A 15,443-nucleotide genomic window follows, 5' to 3' on the forward strand; every position below is an offset into this window, starting at 1 on the left:
AGATAATCCATGAAGCCCTCGAAAAGATAACAGACGGTTCGTGGCTCTTTTTGCTGTCGGATATGGGTGATGTCCTTCGGGGCGACACATCCCTTGAAGTATCTATTACGCACTTCATACCCTCTTGCCATATTCGGGAAGCCGATGGCGAAATAGGGTTTGTCGGCATTCTCAAACCGCAGTTCCTTACACTCCCTTTTGGCGAGTTCAATGTCTATCCCCCTTTCTTGCAGATAGGCAATGAGCGCAGGTGATGACAGCTCGCCAACTCTTAATACCCGATAAGTGCGGTTGTCGGATTGCTGCTTGCCAAAAGAAAACGATGCAGGGCGGATGTATGGTGTCCGTTCCTCTATGCGCTTCAACAGGCAGGTTACATCTTCCGTATGGTAGAGTTCCGCTGCCAATGCGATGATGTTACCGCCCTTGCCAAGTCCAAAATCGTACCATTTGTTGAGTTCTGTGTTTACCTTGAAAGATGCGTCCGTTTCCTCTCTCAGCGGTGATTTGTACCAAAAGCTGCTGCCCTGTTGCTTGACGGGCGTGTAACCCAAACTTTGCAGATAGTCTGCGATTCTGATTTGTTTAACTTCTTGTATGTTCATGATATTCTATAGATTTGATGATGATTGTAAAAACGTTGATTTGTTGAATGGCTTATATAACACATTTATTTACAGAAAGATATTTGCTCAACATCTTCTCAACAAACCACTCGCCAAAAGAGAAATCAACAATCGGGTGCTGTTCCTCTCTCAACTTCTCTTTTCGATTGTTGAGATTTTGTTGAGAGTGTATATTGTTTATTGTCAGCATAGTTATATCCTTATTCATCAATTCAACAAAAAAAAGAATGATATTACAGGGATTCAAGTTGTTCCCTCGTGACAGAATAGAAACGACCGACCCGTTTTACAGGCTCATACCGACACTCCCGATTGTAGTTGAATTGGTAGGTGGTATAGGTCAGTCCGTTGGGTGCAGGCGTAAGTTTCCAACACTCCTGCAACACCTTTCGGACTTGGTGCTTCTCCACTTTTACCTGCGAGTGTACCAGCAACAGAAGAATGTCGTTGTAGCAGAACGAGAATGTGTCCGTGCCGACACTATCCATGATGTCAAGTATCAGCTCGTGCATCTCTATCTCCAGTCGGTTACGGTTGCTGCGGATTATCTTCTGCAAGGCTTCGGTATGCAACAGCGATGGAGCAAACCACATACGGCTTTCCTTTTCGGTGGATAGTGTTCTGTGTTGCAGGAAATGAAGAAAGGCGGGTATCTCCGCTTTCAGCTTTTGCAGGAAGTCGGTATCATCAGACTGCAAGCGGTCTATCTTGCGTACCCAATAGCGTGTTTCCCCTGCATCAATGATTACAGGCAAGTACTCGTTGTTGGAGCATAGCACGAACTTGGCGAAAAACGCTATCTCGTCACGGTCTTTGCCTTTGGCTTCCACCTTGTAGGAAAGTGTGGTGCTTAGGTTCTTCAACCGCTCGCTGTCCTCCCTACGGTTGAGCAGCACCTCGTCCACCACGATAAGCAGTTTGCCGGCCCAGTCGGAATTGAATTGGCTACGGAAATCCTCGTTGGTGTTAAAGGTTACATTGTTCTGAAATAGGAGTTTTAGAAAATTCAGAAATGTGCTTTTGCCTGTGTTGCGTTCCTCTGATACCAACAGCAGGATAGGCAGCTTTTGAATGGGGTACAAGTAGAGCAGTTGTAGGTAGTCCATGCCCAACTCGTATTGCTCCCCGAAGATGTGACCTACCAAAGATTGGATATGCGAGAAATCGCCCTCTTTAGGTTGGTGGTCTATCGGTTCATAGAGGTTAAGGAACTTGCCGACCACGGGATGGTAGCCGATGTGTTCGGGTACGGTGCAGAAGCCGTCATACTTGGGAACGCTGCCGATGTAGTCCTTGCCGTAGTCTTGGCGCAGGGTTTCGTTGTTCCATGCTATGCGTTTCCTTACATACCCTCCGTTCAGTTTGGGCTGCTCCACAATCTTGTAAAGCGTAGTCCCCACTCGGATGAATTCCTCCTTTGCCATGCCACCATCCGATGGCGGTCTGTGGCTGTCTTGTTGTTTGTTAGCTGACATAATCAAATGGTTTTAAGTTTGAAAAATACCAGCTACAAAAGTATAAGCATTTATCGGATAAGTTGTTACGCAAAACGCGGCAGAACGGTGACAAATAGCCCCCGAAGAAAAAACTTTCAATGGTTTGGAACGGAAGTCGGGCAGGACAGACGAAAAAACTCCCAAAAAACGAATGTGGGGATTACGCTTTTCGGGAGAAAAAATTGGAGTTCCTGTTGATATGTCGGTCAGATTATATGCTGACACGCTGGCTTGATTACTCTATTCGTGACTGAATGAATGGATTCCGTCAGTCGTGCAACCAATTCAGCTACGAGAAGTATTCGGCTTTGGCTATGCCGTTGGTGTTCAGCGAAAAGAAGATGCTTGTTTTCTCTTTTCGCAAGTACAGTCTTTCAAGAACGGCATTGCGCACCTGCTTCGCACTGTATGTGCCGATACGGAACGCAAGGGCGATTATCGTTTCAAGGCTGTAAACCTCCATGCTGCACTTGTCGGACAGTCGGATGGTATGCCTTATCTCACACTCATTCAGAATGCCGTTCTTGCAGAGTGTCTTTATCCCTGCCCTGATAGTCGGGGCGGTTACATTGAACAACTCGCAAAGCTCCCACTCACTCATGGCGGTTGCCTGTATATCTTTCGGCATAACTACATTGCCGAACTCGTTCATTGTTATGATGTTTCTTTCCTCTTTCATTATCGTTTGATTTAAGGGTTACTGAATGGCATTGCAAATGTTCTTTTCCATATCCTCCAGTTTGTGCGACAATGTTTCCATATCCTGACTAATCTTTTGGGCTGTGATTTTTGCGTAAATTTGGGTCGTTTTTATGTTGGTATGTCCCAAAAGTCGGCTGACGGTTTCAATGGGTACTCCGTTGGATAACAGCACAGTGGTCGCTGCCGAATGTCTTGCTACATGATAGGTCAAGTGGACTTTTATACCGCACAACTTGGCAATGGCTTTCAGCTTCTTGTTGCAAGTCGTGTTACTCGGCATGGGGAATACTTTATTATCTCTTGTCATACCCCTGTACTTCTCTATTATCTTTCGGGGAACATCCAACAATCGGATATTGGATTCCGTGTTAGTTTTCTTTCTTCGGGTGATAATCCACAGATTTCCGTCAAAGAATGTTTGCAGGTTGTCTTCCGTAAGGTTCTTGACATCGGAATATGCCAAACCTGTAAAGGTGGAGAACAGAAATAAATCCCTGACAAGCTCGTGTGTCTTGTCGGGCATATCGGTGTTCATCATTGTGTGTATCTCCTCTCTCGTAATATACCCTCTGTCCACGCTTTCGGGAGAGTTGATGTACCCTGCAAAGGGATTGAACGGCAGACGACCGTCATTCCTCGCTATGGAAATAATGTGTTTCAGCACAATCATGTAGCCCCAAATGGTATTGGTGCGGCATTTTTTCTCAGTACGCAGGAAATACTCGAAGTCGTTGATGAACGAGAGGTTCAACTCTTTTAACGGAATATCTTCACGCTTGTAGGTATGGGGTAGGAACTCACGGATGTGCTTGCAGACGGTAACATAACGTCGGAATGTTCCTTTTGCCCTGCTGTGTCCCACTTTCTTGGCAAATTCGCTGTTGTGTTGTTCAAACAGTTTTAGCAAGGTTTCCTGTTTGATACCGATGCCGAGATAGGCATCTTTCAACTTGGCAGCAGTGACATAACCGTCCGTCTGCATCAACTCTTGATAACGGCGGTTTATCTCCACTCTGATTTTGTCAACGGCACGGTTGATTCTTTGCGCTTCGGCACTCTTACCCGAAGCACGGTTGTTCTTCACGTCCCACAGGCGCAAGGGAACATCCATCTTGCAACTGAACTGCTTAATCTCTCCGTCCACCGTAATGCGACACATCAAAGGCAGGTTGCCGTTGGGTTTCTCACTGCCTTTCTTCACGTAGAACAATACCTTAAATGTACTTCTCATAACTCACTTTTTTTTGGTTACAAAATTAATTCATAGTGAGTTACCGACAGATACGACACATAACGCCAAACGATGCAAAATTTAGGTTTCGCAAGAAATTTGCATCATCGCACGGGTAATGATAAAGTAACTGAACTTTTGCTGCGTTTGTCCATATTCTGTCTCTTCTTGGCTTTTGAACAAGAGAAAAATATAGCGTAACGAACGCTTTTTCAGTCTGTTCGCTACGCTTTACTCAAATTTGCTATTCCGTTAGGTGTTTATTTTATATCGTGAGCAACGTAAAAATACACGATTTGTCAAAGAGCGTATTGATTACATGAATCAATACAGCCAATCAATAGACAATGCTGCTTCTTCATCAGAAACAGATGGGAACGCTAATGTAACGATGAAAAATGTAGCAAATCTGGAAGGAGAGGTATATAAAACGACCAACCGGATAATTCAACGTCAACGTATGAAAGACGAATTGAACATGCTATTTCCAGAAGTAGCAAAACAATATGAGGCAGACCTAAACCACCATATTATTTATACACACGATGAAGCGTCTACTCCTGTGTTAAAGCAATATTGTATGGCTGTCAGTTTATATCCACTATTGACTGAAGGTGTAGGCAACATTGATGGTGTAACCCCTTCAGAACCTAACGATTTACAATCTTTCAGTGGTCAAATTACCAACTTGGTTTTCTTGCTTTCTTCCCAATGCAAAGGGGCTGTGGCAGTAGGCGAATATTTCATAGCATTGAATTATTATGTTGTTAAAGAGTTTGGGGATAAATGGTATGAAAAACTGGATTGCGAAGCTTCCTCACCACATTGTTTAATCAAAAGAACAGTGCGTGATAATATCCTAAAAGCGTTTAAACAGTTTGTGTGGGGTGTTAATCAGCCAGCTGGAAATCGCAGCTATCAAAGCCCATTTACAAATATTTCTTATTATGACCATACGTATTTCACATCGCTCTTTGGAGAATTTTGTTATCCGGATGGAAGTAAGCCTGAATGGATAGCTATTGATACATTACAACGTATGTTTATGAAATGGTTTAATCAAATACGTTTAAAGCAAGTATTAACCTTTCCGGTAGAAACTTTTGCGATGGTTCACAATGGCAAGGATATAATCGATCTAAAATACAAACAACTTTGTGCCGAAATGTATGCGGAAGGACACTCGTTCTTTACTTATATTTCCGATAGTGCAGACAGCCTTGCATCATGCTGTCGGCTTAGAAATGAATTGGCAGAAAACACTTTTAGCCCCACTTCTGGCTTGACTGGTGTGATGACAGGAAGTTGTAATGTGATAACTCTGAATATCAATAGAATAATACAAAATTGCGCAAAGGCTTATGGGTTACATGGCGGATGGAAAGAAAACACTTCCTTTATTAAAAATTACTTGAAAGAAATTCTTGAAAGAGTCTATAAGTATCATATTGCTTTTAAAACAATGCTATACGACCTTGAAGACAAGGGAATGTTTGCCGCTTCCAATGGCGGTTATATTTATATCAGTAAATTATATAGCACCATAGGCATCAATGGGTTGAATGAAGCTGCTAAATTCCTGGGAATGAAAGTAAGTAATAACCCAGAATATATTGAGTTCCTTCAACTCATTTTGGGCACTATTAAAGAACAAAATAAACTGCATTCTATCCATGACAGGAAACGACCTTTCCTGTTTAATTCAGAAGTTGTGCCAGCAGAAGGGCTGGGAGGAAAGAATTATAAATGGGATAAAGAAGATGGATATGTTGTTCCAGAAGATGAGAATTTATATAACTCATATTTTTATAATGCCCACGATGATACTTCAGTATTGGACAAATTTATATTACATGGTCATCAGACCTATCAGTACACAGATGGAGGGTCAGCCGCTCATATTAATTTGGAAGACCACTTATCAAAAGAGCAGTATCTGAAATTAATTGATTTCGCCATAGCTAATGGAACCAATTATTTTACTTTCAATATTCCCAATAGTAAATGTGAAGATTGTGGCAAAATCATCAAAAGACCTATTGATACTTGTCCCTGTTGTGGAAGTCACAATGTAACTCAATATACGCGTGTTATTGGATATTTGCGCCCCATAAAAGCGTTTGGAAGTGATAGACAAGTAGAGGCGCTAAATCGTCAATACAGTGATGGTAAATCGCAGATATGAAATATGTAGATACAAAAATTGTGTTTCAAGAGTTGCCCAATGAAATCACTTTGGCAATAAATATAAGTGGTTGCCCGTGCGCTTGTGCCGGGTGCCACTCTTCTTATTTATCACAAGATATAGGAAAATTATTAACACAAGAAGCACTTGAACAGCTGATATGCCAAAACAGAGGAATAACAGCCATATCTTTTATGGGTGGTGATGCAAATCCGAAGTATATAAATATATTGGCACAATATCTTCGTTTTAACCATTCCAATTTAAAAGTTGGGTGGTATTCTGGTAGAGACAAGCTACCTATGGAAATTGACCCTAACAACTTTGATTATATCAAATTAGGGCCATATATATCTAATAAGGGGCCTCTAAATAATCCTAATACAAATCAAAGGTTGTACCGTGTTGTGAGAGAAGAAGACAAAACTGCTTTTCTTGATATAACATATTTATTTTATAAAAATCAATATAATAATAAATAATATGTTATTATGCTATTATACAGTATATTATATTTTTATTTATAAAATAATGTTGGTTTTATTTTGTTGGTTAAATTGATGTAATTATCTTTGCGCTGTTCTTTGAAAAACAAAAGTATGTTGCATGGTCAAGCACGCCTTATTGTGCAGGACAATAAGGCAGCAAAACAAGAGATGGAATTGGCTATTGAAAATTTAAAAGATGGCGACTATACCGTTCTTATTATGGACAATACCAAAAACAAATCTCTACCACAATTGAAGTATTTATTTGGTGTGGTGCTGAAAACAATTTCAGAACAATTGCCTACGCACCCACCAGTAGATGCACTATACAGATATTTTGAAGAGATTTACGCTCCAATCCATATCTGTGATCTTCCCGGAGGCAAAAAGTATGAATACTTTAACCTCAAAAATGAAAAAGCAAGTGAGATGAATGAAGTTATTGAGAGAATCATTCATCATGTAAACACTGAATGGGGCATCAGGGTTGCACCAAAAGAAACAACCAAGATGCCAGAAGCAAAAGAACTATGGGCTGGAGCTTATACCGAACAGTGGAATCTTCCCCTCTCTAAATTAAACAAATAATTTCATTTTATGGAAGAGATGATTCAAAATCCGTATGACCTCTTTGCGGAAAACCAAGAGACTTATGAAGAGGCAGTCAAAAAAAGTGTAAGTGAGAGTCAGTCATTTCAACGTACCAAACATTTCCGTATTGATTCTGTAGGCACGTATCCTGTACGAATTCTTCCCTTAGCTCCAACAAAACAGCCTGATGGTAATTATCTTTTGGAACGTAAGGGATACGAGTATCCTATTAAAACACAAGTTTTAAAACTGGATAACCCACGTTCCACTGGTAAAAAAGACAAACAGCTTTTTGTAAACGTTTGTCACTCCAGCTATGCCGGACTATCTGTAGATTTGATTGACACTTATTTGCAAGTTGCAGAAGACAAGTATGGTGATGATGAAAAACTGATGAAAAAGATTAAAGGCTCTGGCTTTGAGGGTGGTATAAAATGGAACTCTCAGCGTGCCATGTATGTTTTGGATTTAGCTAACCGTAGCGAAGGAATCCAATTACTAACCCTGTCTTATTCTCAGTACAAAGATTTGGAAGATCGTAAATTGGCTATATGGAAAAAACTTCTGGAGAAAAATCCCAAGTGCCTGTGTCCGATCTCGTCAGTGAATGACGCTTTTCCCGTAGAAATTACCCGTAAAGAAGAAAACAAGAAAACGACTTACACATTCAATATAGATACGCTCTCAGGCGCGGATCCTTTGTCTGAAGAAGAAATCAAGGCTTTATTGGAAACGCAGCGTATTCCATCCGCTATCTATCGTTATTCACGTTTTCATTTGGAAGCAACTATTGAATTCTTGAAACAATATGATGTGAAAATGGAAATGGATGTTATGAGTAGCAAAGAGATTGAAGAAGCCATTGAGAAAATTAAAATGGAACTTCCGGCTGATGATAAGTCTCATTTCTCATTTGACAAAAAGGAACGTAACGATAACGACAATGATGCGACATCCGACAATGATTTGGATTCATTATGGGATATTTGGGAAAATCTCAATGAACGCGGAATTGGTGATAAGAGCGAAGAAGGTCAAGAATTACGTGATGCAATACGAGAATTTATTGATACCAATGAATTGAATGTTCGTGTTACTCGTAATAAAACAAATGAGGATTTGCTGACCGATATTGAAGACGCATTGGAAGTTGCAAAGAATAGCAATAACCGCAGTGATGCGAATTCAAGTACCATTAATTCTGATGGTGAAAATTCAAGTTCTGTTCAAGAAGCTACTCTTGAACCGGAACCAACTCCAGAACCGGAACCCGAACCGGAACCAGCCCCCGCTTATACGGGCCGTAGACGGGGTGAACATAATGATGACACTGATGAGCCGGCAGCAACCCCGCTTCGCGAACGCCGGCCTGCACGTCCCGAACGTAGAAGAAGATAACCATTTATTTAACACCACAAAAGGGGTATACTAAATACCAGCATACCCCTTTTTTAATTTGAATCACAATGAACAATAAAATACCAAGTGCCTTGTTGTTCAATGACATCCATGTATCAAAGGACAACATTCCAGAGTTTCAAAAAAATTGGGATGAAGCATTGTTTATATGCGACCAATATAAAATTGAAGACTTAATAATTGGTGGAGATTTGTGGTTATCACGTTCTTCCCAAACACTCGACACTTTAATGGCTGTTCGTCAAGCTATTATAAAAGCTATTAATTCAGGAATTACTATTACAATTGCAGAAGGAAATCATTGTAAGGTTGACCAAGAATCCATTTTAGGCTATAGCCATTTGTTCAGTGAATATCCTCACGTATATGTAGTAGACGACTATTCTATTATAAATATCAGCGATAATGTAGAGCTGTATATAATGAGTTATTTTCCAGAGAATGGAAGTTTTGTCAATCGTTTAAAAGAAATGGTCCGTACTGAATTAAACCATTCTGTTTTCAATATACTTTATATACACGAAGGCATCAACGGTGCGCTTAGTACGCCCAATGAAAAAGAACTTCCTACGAATATTTTCAGCGATTTTGATATAGTTCTTGTTGGACATTACCATAACCGTTGTACAATTAAAGGAACAAACATCGAATATATCGGTTCTTCCAGGCAGCATAATTTCGGTGAAGATGAAGAAAAAGGCTATACTATTATATATAGTGATGGTAGCCATGAGTTTGTTAAGAATCAAGTAAATGTCCGTTACAAAGTATTAGATATAAACGCCAGTCAAGTAAATTCTAAGCTGCTGGATAAGCTGGATGACATAAAGGCGGACGGAAGATACAAAATTAAAACAAGGATAAATTGTACAACTCAAGAAGCCGTAAACATTGATAAGCAGAAGCTCTTAGAAGCTGGAGCAACAAAAGTTGAAATCGTAACCGAAGAGCTAACGCTTACAGAAACAACATCTCATTCATTAGATAAAAAATTTGACAAATCCGGCATCAAGCAAGAATATACAAGTTTTTGTGCCAATAAAGGAATTTCAAATATAGAAATGGGGTTGCAATACCTCGATAAAATCAGTTAATATGTGGACATTAATACAAGTTTATGCAAAAAATCTATGTGCCTTTAAGCTATTGGATTATAAATTGTTACAAAAACATACAACACTGATTTTTGGTAACAATATGGACAATGATTCACAAGGTTCAAATGGTTCTGGAAAATCCGCTATGCTGGAAGCTATCGCTATTGGAATTACAGGAGAAACACTTCGGAAAATTAAAATGGATGAAATAATTAACGATGCAGAAAATGAAGCTATTGTTTCTCTTTTACTTTTAAACACTGCTACAGGACAGCGTTTAACCATTCAGCGTATCATTTCTCGTAAAGCGGCACAAGTTATTAAAGTTTGTGTGTGTGCAAACGAAACTGAAGATAATGAAGTATGTATAGAGCAGGCAAGTGTTGCAGATTATAACAAATTCATTTTAGAAACATTGGGGTTAACAAAAGAAGACATCTTTTCCAATTTCATTCTTTCTAAGCACAAATACCTGTCTTTTCTTTCCAGTTCAGACCGTGAAAAGAAAGAAATTATCAACCGCTTTAGCAATGGTGTAATAGTCGATGAGTCTATTATAGCATTGCAAGAGGACATGGTGCCTATTCAGGAATTATTGAAACAAGCAGAGTTGAGTGTTGCCAACCATACTGGTCGTGTAGAAACCTTGCAGGAACAAATCAATACTGCTATCACAGAATCTACGGAACGTTCTCAGAAAAAAGCGGAGCGTATAGCAAATTGGAACAAGGCTATTGCTGATAAACGAAATCATATTCGCGAACAGAACATTCTCATAAACAAAGCCAATGAGATATTGGACCAATACGATAAAACAGATAAAGTATTACAAAAATTAGAGAATGGTAAAAAGGATGCAAAAGAATGTTTTGAAATTATTTCAGAGAATTTTGCATCGCACACCTTACCGTTACCTCGGAACTTTGCTGCTATATCAATAAAAAATCAAAAAGAATTAGAGGTTGTAGCTAAAGAATATGCTGAAGTGCAAAAACAGCTCACTCAGCATGACAAAAAGATTGTTATAGCAAAAGATTCTTATGATAAATTATTGAAACAGTACGAAAAATTCCAAGAAGATTTTGATAAAAAATCTACAAAAGCTGAAGAGAAAATCAATATGTTGTTGAGTTCTGTCAATAAGTTGGAAACAGACAACAGCAGACTCAGGACACAACGTGTTCAATTGGAAGCGGACATTGCTGATCTGCAAAAACAGCTTGCAGGAGTTATTGTGTGTCCCAAATGTCAACACGAATTTACATTGGCTAATGATATTGATATAAATGACGTTAAATTAAAATTACAAGACCGCAAAGGAGAGTCACAGGATATTCTCAACAGTATCGAAACCAATGAAAGAAGTATTGCAGAAATTACGGCTGAAGGACGTAAAGCGCGTCAAGAGCAGGATCGCTTGAATAATTGTAAGATAGAATGGTCCACAAAAATTACTGAAACCTGTACGGCGTTGGACGAATTATCCCGTGGTGCCTCCAGTTTGGCCAACAAAATGCAAGCGCTCCAAAATCAAATGAATATCCTCCAAAAATCAATTGAAGAAGTACGTGTCAACCTGTTTGATGATGCTTATGCAATATTGGATGAAGCCATTCAAAGACAAGAGTCTGAAATTAAAAGGGCGGAGCTTAACATCAACAATGCCAATGGTGCTATTCAATCATACGAGGAATCCATTCACGACATTGAAAACGCTTCTGAAACGGATATGATTGAAACACTCAAAGCCAACAAGAAAAAATACGAGAAAGGGCTTACATTAGCTATTTCCCAAAAAGAAAACGTCGAACAAAAGCTAAATTCATATAAAGAGCAAGAAGCAACTTTTATCGAATTCAAGACTCATTTGGCCAACACAAAGATTGATGCTCTCAGTCACATAACGAATGAGTTTTTGGAGGCAATCGGTAGTGATATTCGTATTGCTTTTTCAGGATTCACTGTTTTAAAGAGCGGAAAAATAAGAGACAAAATTTCTATCTCTATTATTCGTGATGGTGTAGACTGTGGCTCTTTTGACAAATTCTCAGAAGGAGAAAAGGCACGGGTAAATTTGGCAAATATCTTAGCAATGCACAAACTCACTAATATCAATTGTGATGATAATAAAGGTCTGGACCTTTTGATTTTAGATGAGATATTGGAAGCAACTGATGAGCAAGGGCTTTCTAACATCTTTGATGCCCTGAATCAATTACAGATTACGTCTTTGGTGGTAAGTCATGGAAACATAGCTGAGAATTATCCGTATAAGACTGTAGTCAATAAACTTAACGGTATTTCATTTATAGATGCTTAATGAATTAAAAAATACAGGAAATGAGTCAGTAAATCAAATTACACGTGATAATGTGCTTGCTTTGGATATAGCAGAGCACTGTGGGTATTATTCAACACATGAATCAGGAACATGGAATTTCACTCAAAGAAAAAGTAAAAATGCGATTGAACATCATAAAATGTTTTATGACACATTGGTTGATTTTATCCATAAATATAATATCAAATTAATCGTTGCTGAAGATGTTTGTGTGTCAAAACACTTCATTGCAGCACGAAAGCTATCTGAATTTAGAGGAATCTTATATCTGATATGCGCCCAGCTTGGACTCCCAGAACCCAAATTCATAAACGTTAGCACAGTAAAAAAATGGGCTACCGGTGACGGAAAAGCTGATAAAAAGAAGATGATTGAGTATTGCATTAAGCGCTGGAATATTACACCAGTTGACGACAATATGGCTGATGCAACTCACATTTTCAAATATTATGTAAGAATATATAAACTTTAGACAGAAAATGAGTTACGCAAGAAACATAAGGCGTAGGCAACAAAGAGAAGGCCAGCCCCATTTAATGGTGTTGGGCAAATTGCTGGGAGATTTTTATGAATTTCTCAGCAAATGCCCCCAACCAACAGACAACGAGGTAAGAAATAACTTTATCTCCAGTAACAATAAGTGGAAGCAGTATTGTAATGTCCACAAATTGATGAACTCAGATCACTTGTTTGTGCTCAATGTTCAAGAGGCGTGGAAAAGACATACTCAGCGGCTACCGAAGGAACAACAGTAATCAGTGATGAGATAGCTGCACGGCGAAAAGCCTTATTTGATAAATACGTAACACCGTATAACCGAATGATATACAAGTTGTGTATGCGCTATACTTTTAATAATTCCGATGTGGAAGATAATTATATAGAAGTGCTTACAAACATGTATAAATATATTGAAACATATAATCCTGAGCGTTCGATACAGACATGGCTTCATATTGTGACCAAACGATGCGTGTTTGATTTGGACCAGCGCAAAAAACGTCATCAAAATATGCTAAACGATGACAACGATGTGGAAACATTCTCTTCGGATAAATCTATTATAGATTTTGATGAAGTTAGTTCTAACGCTATGGGAATAGACAATTACAAAAAGCTTTACAATGATGATATTTTAGCAGCTTTAAAACAGCTAAAGCCTCAATATCGGAATGCGCTTTTATATCAACAAGCAGGGTACAAGCTCAAAGAAATTGCAGAAATTGAATATCGGAACGGTGCCTTAGATTCTCGTAATATTGAAACTGTCAAAAGTCGATTATTCTTGGCGCGTCAACAACTTCAACAACTATTGACTCGTGATGGAAAAAGAAGAACGACTGACGAAACAGATTAAGACAATATATACGGAAATAGCCAGACGTTTGGTGGACCCCTCTTTCTCGTTTCCTGAAGGAGGGCAAGCCCAACGCCAACTATCCAAATTTATTGTTGACTTTACACAAATATGCGGTGGAGAATTTAATATTTCACGGCTTGTAGATTATTGTGTGTTTCAGCTTCATAAAAATAGAAACGCCCAATATCAACGGACATTGGCCCCAAAAGCATTTGGTCCTACAGCTCTTCAAAAATATCTATCAATGTATTCTAAGTCTAAGGTATATTCCGAAGACAAATGGTTATCTGAAGCCCAATTGACCAGAGAGTATCTGAATTCATTAGTTAACAAAAGGGAGCATCCTCAAGCTAAATATATTTATATGCCTTCTGAAGAATGCACCAAAAAACGTGGTATTAATACTGATATTGGTTTTGTCATCTGCTCCACATCTACTTTAATGTGGAGTCCGTTCTCTCCGGCATGCCAAATGTGTACGAATGTAGAGAAATGTAAACAAGAGACTGCAATCAAATATCCGGAATTATACCGAATAAGACTCGAAGAATATGGCAAAAGAAGATAACGTATTAACAGAAGATTTTTTGTTTGAATTGTATTACGCATGCTTTGCACACGATTATGTATGCAACTTAGTATGCGAACACATGCAAAAATCATATCTGCCTGATAAGGCTTTTCAAGCATTACATGAATGTTTGCGTAGATACTTCGTAGAACACAAATCTGCTCCCACGTTAAACATTATCAGCCAAATAGTGTCTATCAACAGGGAAGTGTCTGCTTTATTAGAAGATATAAAGGATTGTGCAGAAGGTGTTGAACCGGATGTTGTATTAGAGCAATTTGAAAATTATTTGAGACAAGTAAAATTTCAAAAGACTTACAAAGAGGTCGGTGAACTATATGCAAAACAAGATCGTAACAAAGCAATCAAGTTACTCCAATCATTTGCTGAATGGCAGAATAATTTTACTTTACGCCCAAACTCTTTCATTGATGTAGCAGAAACTTTTGAGTCACGCTTTAAACGTAACCGAGAAAAGCACAATCAAGAAGCAAAGCTAAAGCCTATCACCAGATTTTACATAGACGGCTTAGACGAAATGAATAGCGGGCGCGATTTACGTACACAGCTTACGTGTTTTTTGGCTCCCACAGGAGTTGGAAAAAGTCATGCTGCACGTTGGATAGGCAAATGCGCATCTCAAATAGACGGCCTCAATGTACTACACTTCCAGCTCGAAGGTTCTGAGGATGAAGTGGTAGATGCGTATTCTGCATCACTTGTATCTTGTAATTCCTACCGATATAGTACCGGAACTTTAAAAGACCGGGAGATAGAACGAATGATACAAGAAGTAAAGGCCATGTCCGGCACATTGAAAGTAAAGTCTTTTCCAAAATTTGCTAACCAGGTATCAACAATCGATATAAAAAACGGAATAACCGAATACAGAAAACTATATGGAGTATCACCGGATGTAGTGATTATCGACTCTATGGATCTATTGACGGATTCCAGCGGTAGAAAATGGTCAGAAAATGGTGAACGGCATAAACGTGTTGCTGTAGCAAATGACCTGAAGGATTTGGCAGGAGACGAAAATGTATGGATGGTTGTGACTTATCAGGCAACTATAGAAAATAGGGATTGGCTTAATGATGAGCAGAATGTATTAACAGAATACAATTGTGCGGAGGCTAAGGGGTTATCTCGGCCTATTACCCACCTTATAACGCTTAATCAAAGTACTAACGAAATGCGCGAAAATACAATGCGTTTAAATGTTGCTAAATCACGTTTCTTTAAAAAAGGAGACCCGTTCAAAATCGCTACTGATTATGAGAATGAGCGCTTCTATGATAGAGAAAGAACTTTGAATATTACCAAGGTAGCATAA

General features: G+C 39.0%; 14 protein-coding genes. 10 read left to right on the forward strand and 4 right to left on the reverse strand.

Translation table 11 applies throughout. The features are described 5' to 3' along the window. From AB5903_RS16030 to AB5903_RS16045, 4 genes are all read right to left on the reverse strand, one after another. Positions 1–605, reverse strand: a 605-nt coding sequence (locus AB5903_RS16030; RefSeq protein WP_368118012.1) for a CHC2 zinc finger domain-containing protein, incomplete at its 3' end; no start/stop codon positions are given. Between the two features lie 254 nt (positions 606–859). After that, the gene (locus tag AB5903_RS16035) at positions 860–2,101 is read right to left on the reverse strand and encodes a primase-helicase family protein (RefSeq protein ID WP_016564203.1); all 1,242 of its coding nucleotides are present in this window, start codon (positions 2,099–2,101) and stop codon (positions 860–862) included. A gap of 310 nt (positions 2,102–2,411) precedes the next feature. After that, on the reverse strand, positions 2,412–2,801 hold the full coding sequence (locus AB5903_RS16040; protein ID WP_016564204.1) for a hypothetical protein: 390 nt from the start codon (positions 2,799–2,801) through the stop codon (positions 2,412–2,414). A gap of 18 nt (positions 2,802–2,819) precedes the next feature. Next, positions 2,820–4,055, reverse strand: a complete 1,236-nt coding sequence (locus AB5903_RS16045; protein WP_016564205.1) for a site-specific integrase — start codon at positions 4,053–4,055, stop codon at positions 2,820–2,822. 256 nt (positions 4,056–4,311) lie between these two features. Between AB5903_RS16045 and nrdD the strand changes: the two genes are divergently transcribed. From nrdD to AB5903_RS16095, 10 genes are all read left to right on the forward strand, one after another. Next, positions 4,312–6,240, forward strand: a complete 1,929-nt coding sequence (gene nrdD / locus AB5903_RS16050) for an anaerobic ribonucleoside-triphosphate reductase (protein ID WP_368118013.1) — start codon at positions 4,312–4,314, stop codon at positions 6,238–6,240. Next, positions 6,237–6,722 (forward strand): 4Fe-4S cluster-binding domain-containing protein, encoded by a 486-nt coding sequence (locus tag AB5903_RS16055; protein ID WP_195526392.1) that lies wholly within the window; start codon positions 6,237–6,239, stop codon positions 6,720–6,722. The genes nrdD and AB5903_RS16055 overlap by 4 nt, the downstream gene beginning before the upstream one ends. Positions 6,723–6,839: 117 nt before the next feature. Then, entirely contained in the window at positions 6,840–7,316 is a 477-nt protein-coding gene (locus AB5903_RS16060; RefSeq protein ID WP_060386292.1) for a hypothetical protein, read from the forward strand. A 9-nt stretch (positions 7,317–7,325) separates the two neighbouring features. Further along, positions 7,326–8,717 carry a hypothetical protein gene (locus AB5903_RS16065; RefSeq protein WP_368118014.1) on the forward strand — a complete coding sequence of 464 codons (1,392 nt, stop codon included), beginning with the start codon at positions 7,326–7,328 and terminating at the stop codon, positions 8,715–8,717. A 68-nt stretch (positions 8,718–8,785) separates the two neighbouring features. Continuing rightward, entirely contained in the window at positions 8,786–9,832 is a 1,047-nt protein-coding gene (locus tag AB5903_RS16070) for an exonuclease SbcCD subunit D (protein ID WP_368118015.1), read from the forward strand. 1 nt (position 9,833) lies between these two features. After that, on the forward strand, positions 9,834–12,155 hold the full coding sequence (locus AB5903_RS16075; RefSeq protein WP_368118016.1) for a hypothetical protein: 2,322 nt from the start codon (positions 9,834–9,836) through the stop codon (positions 12,153–12,155). Beyond that, a complete protein-coding gene (locus AB5903_RS16080; RefSeq protein ID WP_060386296.1) occupies positions 12,148–12,648 on the forward strand; it encodes a crossover junction endodeoxyribonuclease RuvC in 501 nt (166 codons plus the stop codon). Before AB5903_RS16075 ends, AB5903_RS16080 begins: the two co-directional genes overlap by 8 nt. A gap of 240 nt (positions 12,649–12,888) precedes the next feature. Further along, positions 12,889–13,533 carry an RNA polymerase sigma factor gene (locus AB5903_RS16085; protein ID WP_242651155.1) on the forward strand — a complete coding sequence of 215 codons (645 nt, stop codon included), beginning with the start codon at positions 12,889–12,891 and terminating at the stop codon, positions 13,531–13,533. After that, positions 13,499–14,104: a hypothetical protein gene (locus tag AB5903_RS16090; RefSeq protein WP_229101037.1), complete on the forward strand. Its 606-nt coding sequence runs from the start codon at positions 13,499–13,501 to the stop codon at positions 14,102–14,104. The genes AB5903_RS16085 and AB5903_RS16090 overlap by 35 nt, the downstream gene beginning before the upstream one ends. After that, entirely contained in the window at positions 14,088–15,443 is a 1,356-nt protein-coding gene (locus tag AB5903_RS16095; protein ID WP_060386297.1) for a DnaB-like helicase C-terminal domain-containing protein, read from the forward strand. Before AB5903_RS16090 ends, AB5903_RS16095 begins: the two co-directional genes overlap by 17 nt.

Source organism: Bacteroides sp. 2201st1_D9_2201SCRN_220225, assembly GCF_040928965.1.
Lineage (GTDB): Bacteria > Bacteroidota > Bacteroidia > Bacteroidales > Bacteroidaceae > Bacteroides > Bacteroides stercoris.

Coding starts and splice junctions, on each gene's coding strand:
- AB5903_RS16035 (WP_016564203.1), bottom strand. CDS start 2,101: ATGTCAGCTAACAAACAACAAGACAGCCACAGACCGCCATCGGATGGT.
- AB5903_RS16040 (WP_016564204.1), bottom strand. CDS start 2,801: ATGAAAGAGGAAAGAAACATCATAACAATGAACGAGTTCGGCAATGTA.
- AB5903_RS16070 (WP_368118015.1), top strand. CDS start 8,786: ATGAACAATAAAATACCAAGTGCCTTGTTGTTCAATGACATCCATGTA.
- AB5903_RS16065 (WP_368118014.1), top strand. CDS start 7,326: ATGGAAGAGATGATTCAAAATCCGTATGACCTCTTTGCGGAAAACCAA.
- AB5903_RS16080 (WP_060386296.1), top strand. CDS start 12,148: ATGCTTAATGAATTAAAAAATACAGGAAATGAGTCAGTAAATCAAATT.
- AB5903_RS16045 (WP_016564205.1), bottom strand. CDS start 4,055: ATGAGAAGTACATTTAAGGTATTGTTCTACGTGAAGAAAGGCAGTGAG.
- AB5903_RS16075 (WP_368118016.1), top strand. CDS start 9,834: ATGTGGACATTAATACAAGTTTATGCAAAAAATCTATGTGCCTTTAAG.
- AB5903_RS16060 (WP_060386292.1), top strand. CDS start 6,840: ATGTTGCATGGTCAAGCACGCCTTATTGTGCAGGACAATAAGGCAGCA.
- AB5903_RS16090 (WP_229101037.1), top strand. CDS start 13,499: ATGGAAAAAGAAGAACGACTGACGAAACAGATTAAGACAATATATACG.
- AB5903_RS16055 (WP_195526392.1), top strand. CDS start 6,237: ATGAAATATGTAGATACAAAAATTGTGTTTCAAGAGTTGCCCAATGAA.
- AB5903_RS16095 (WP_060386297.1), top strand. CDS start 14,088: ATGGCAAAAGAAGATAACGTATTAACAGAAGATTTTTTGTTTGAATTG.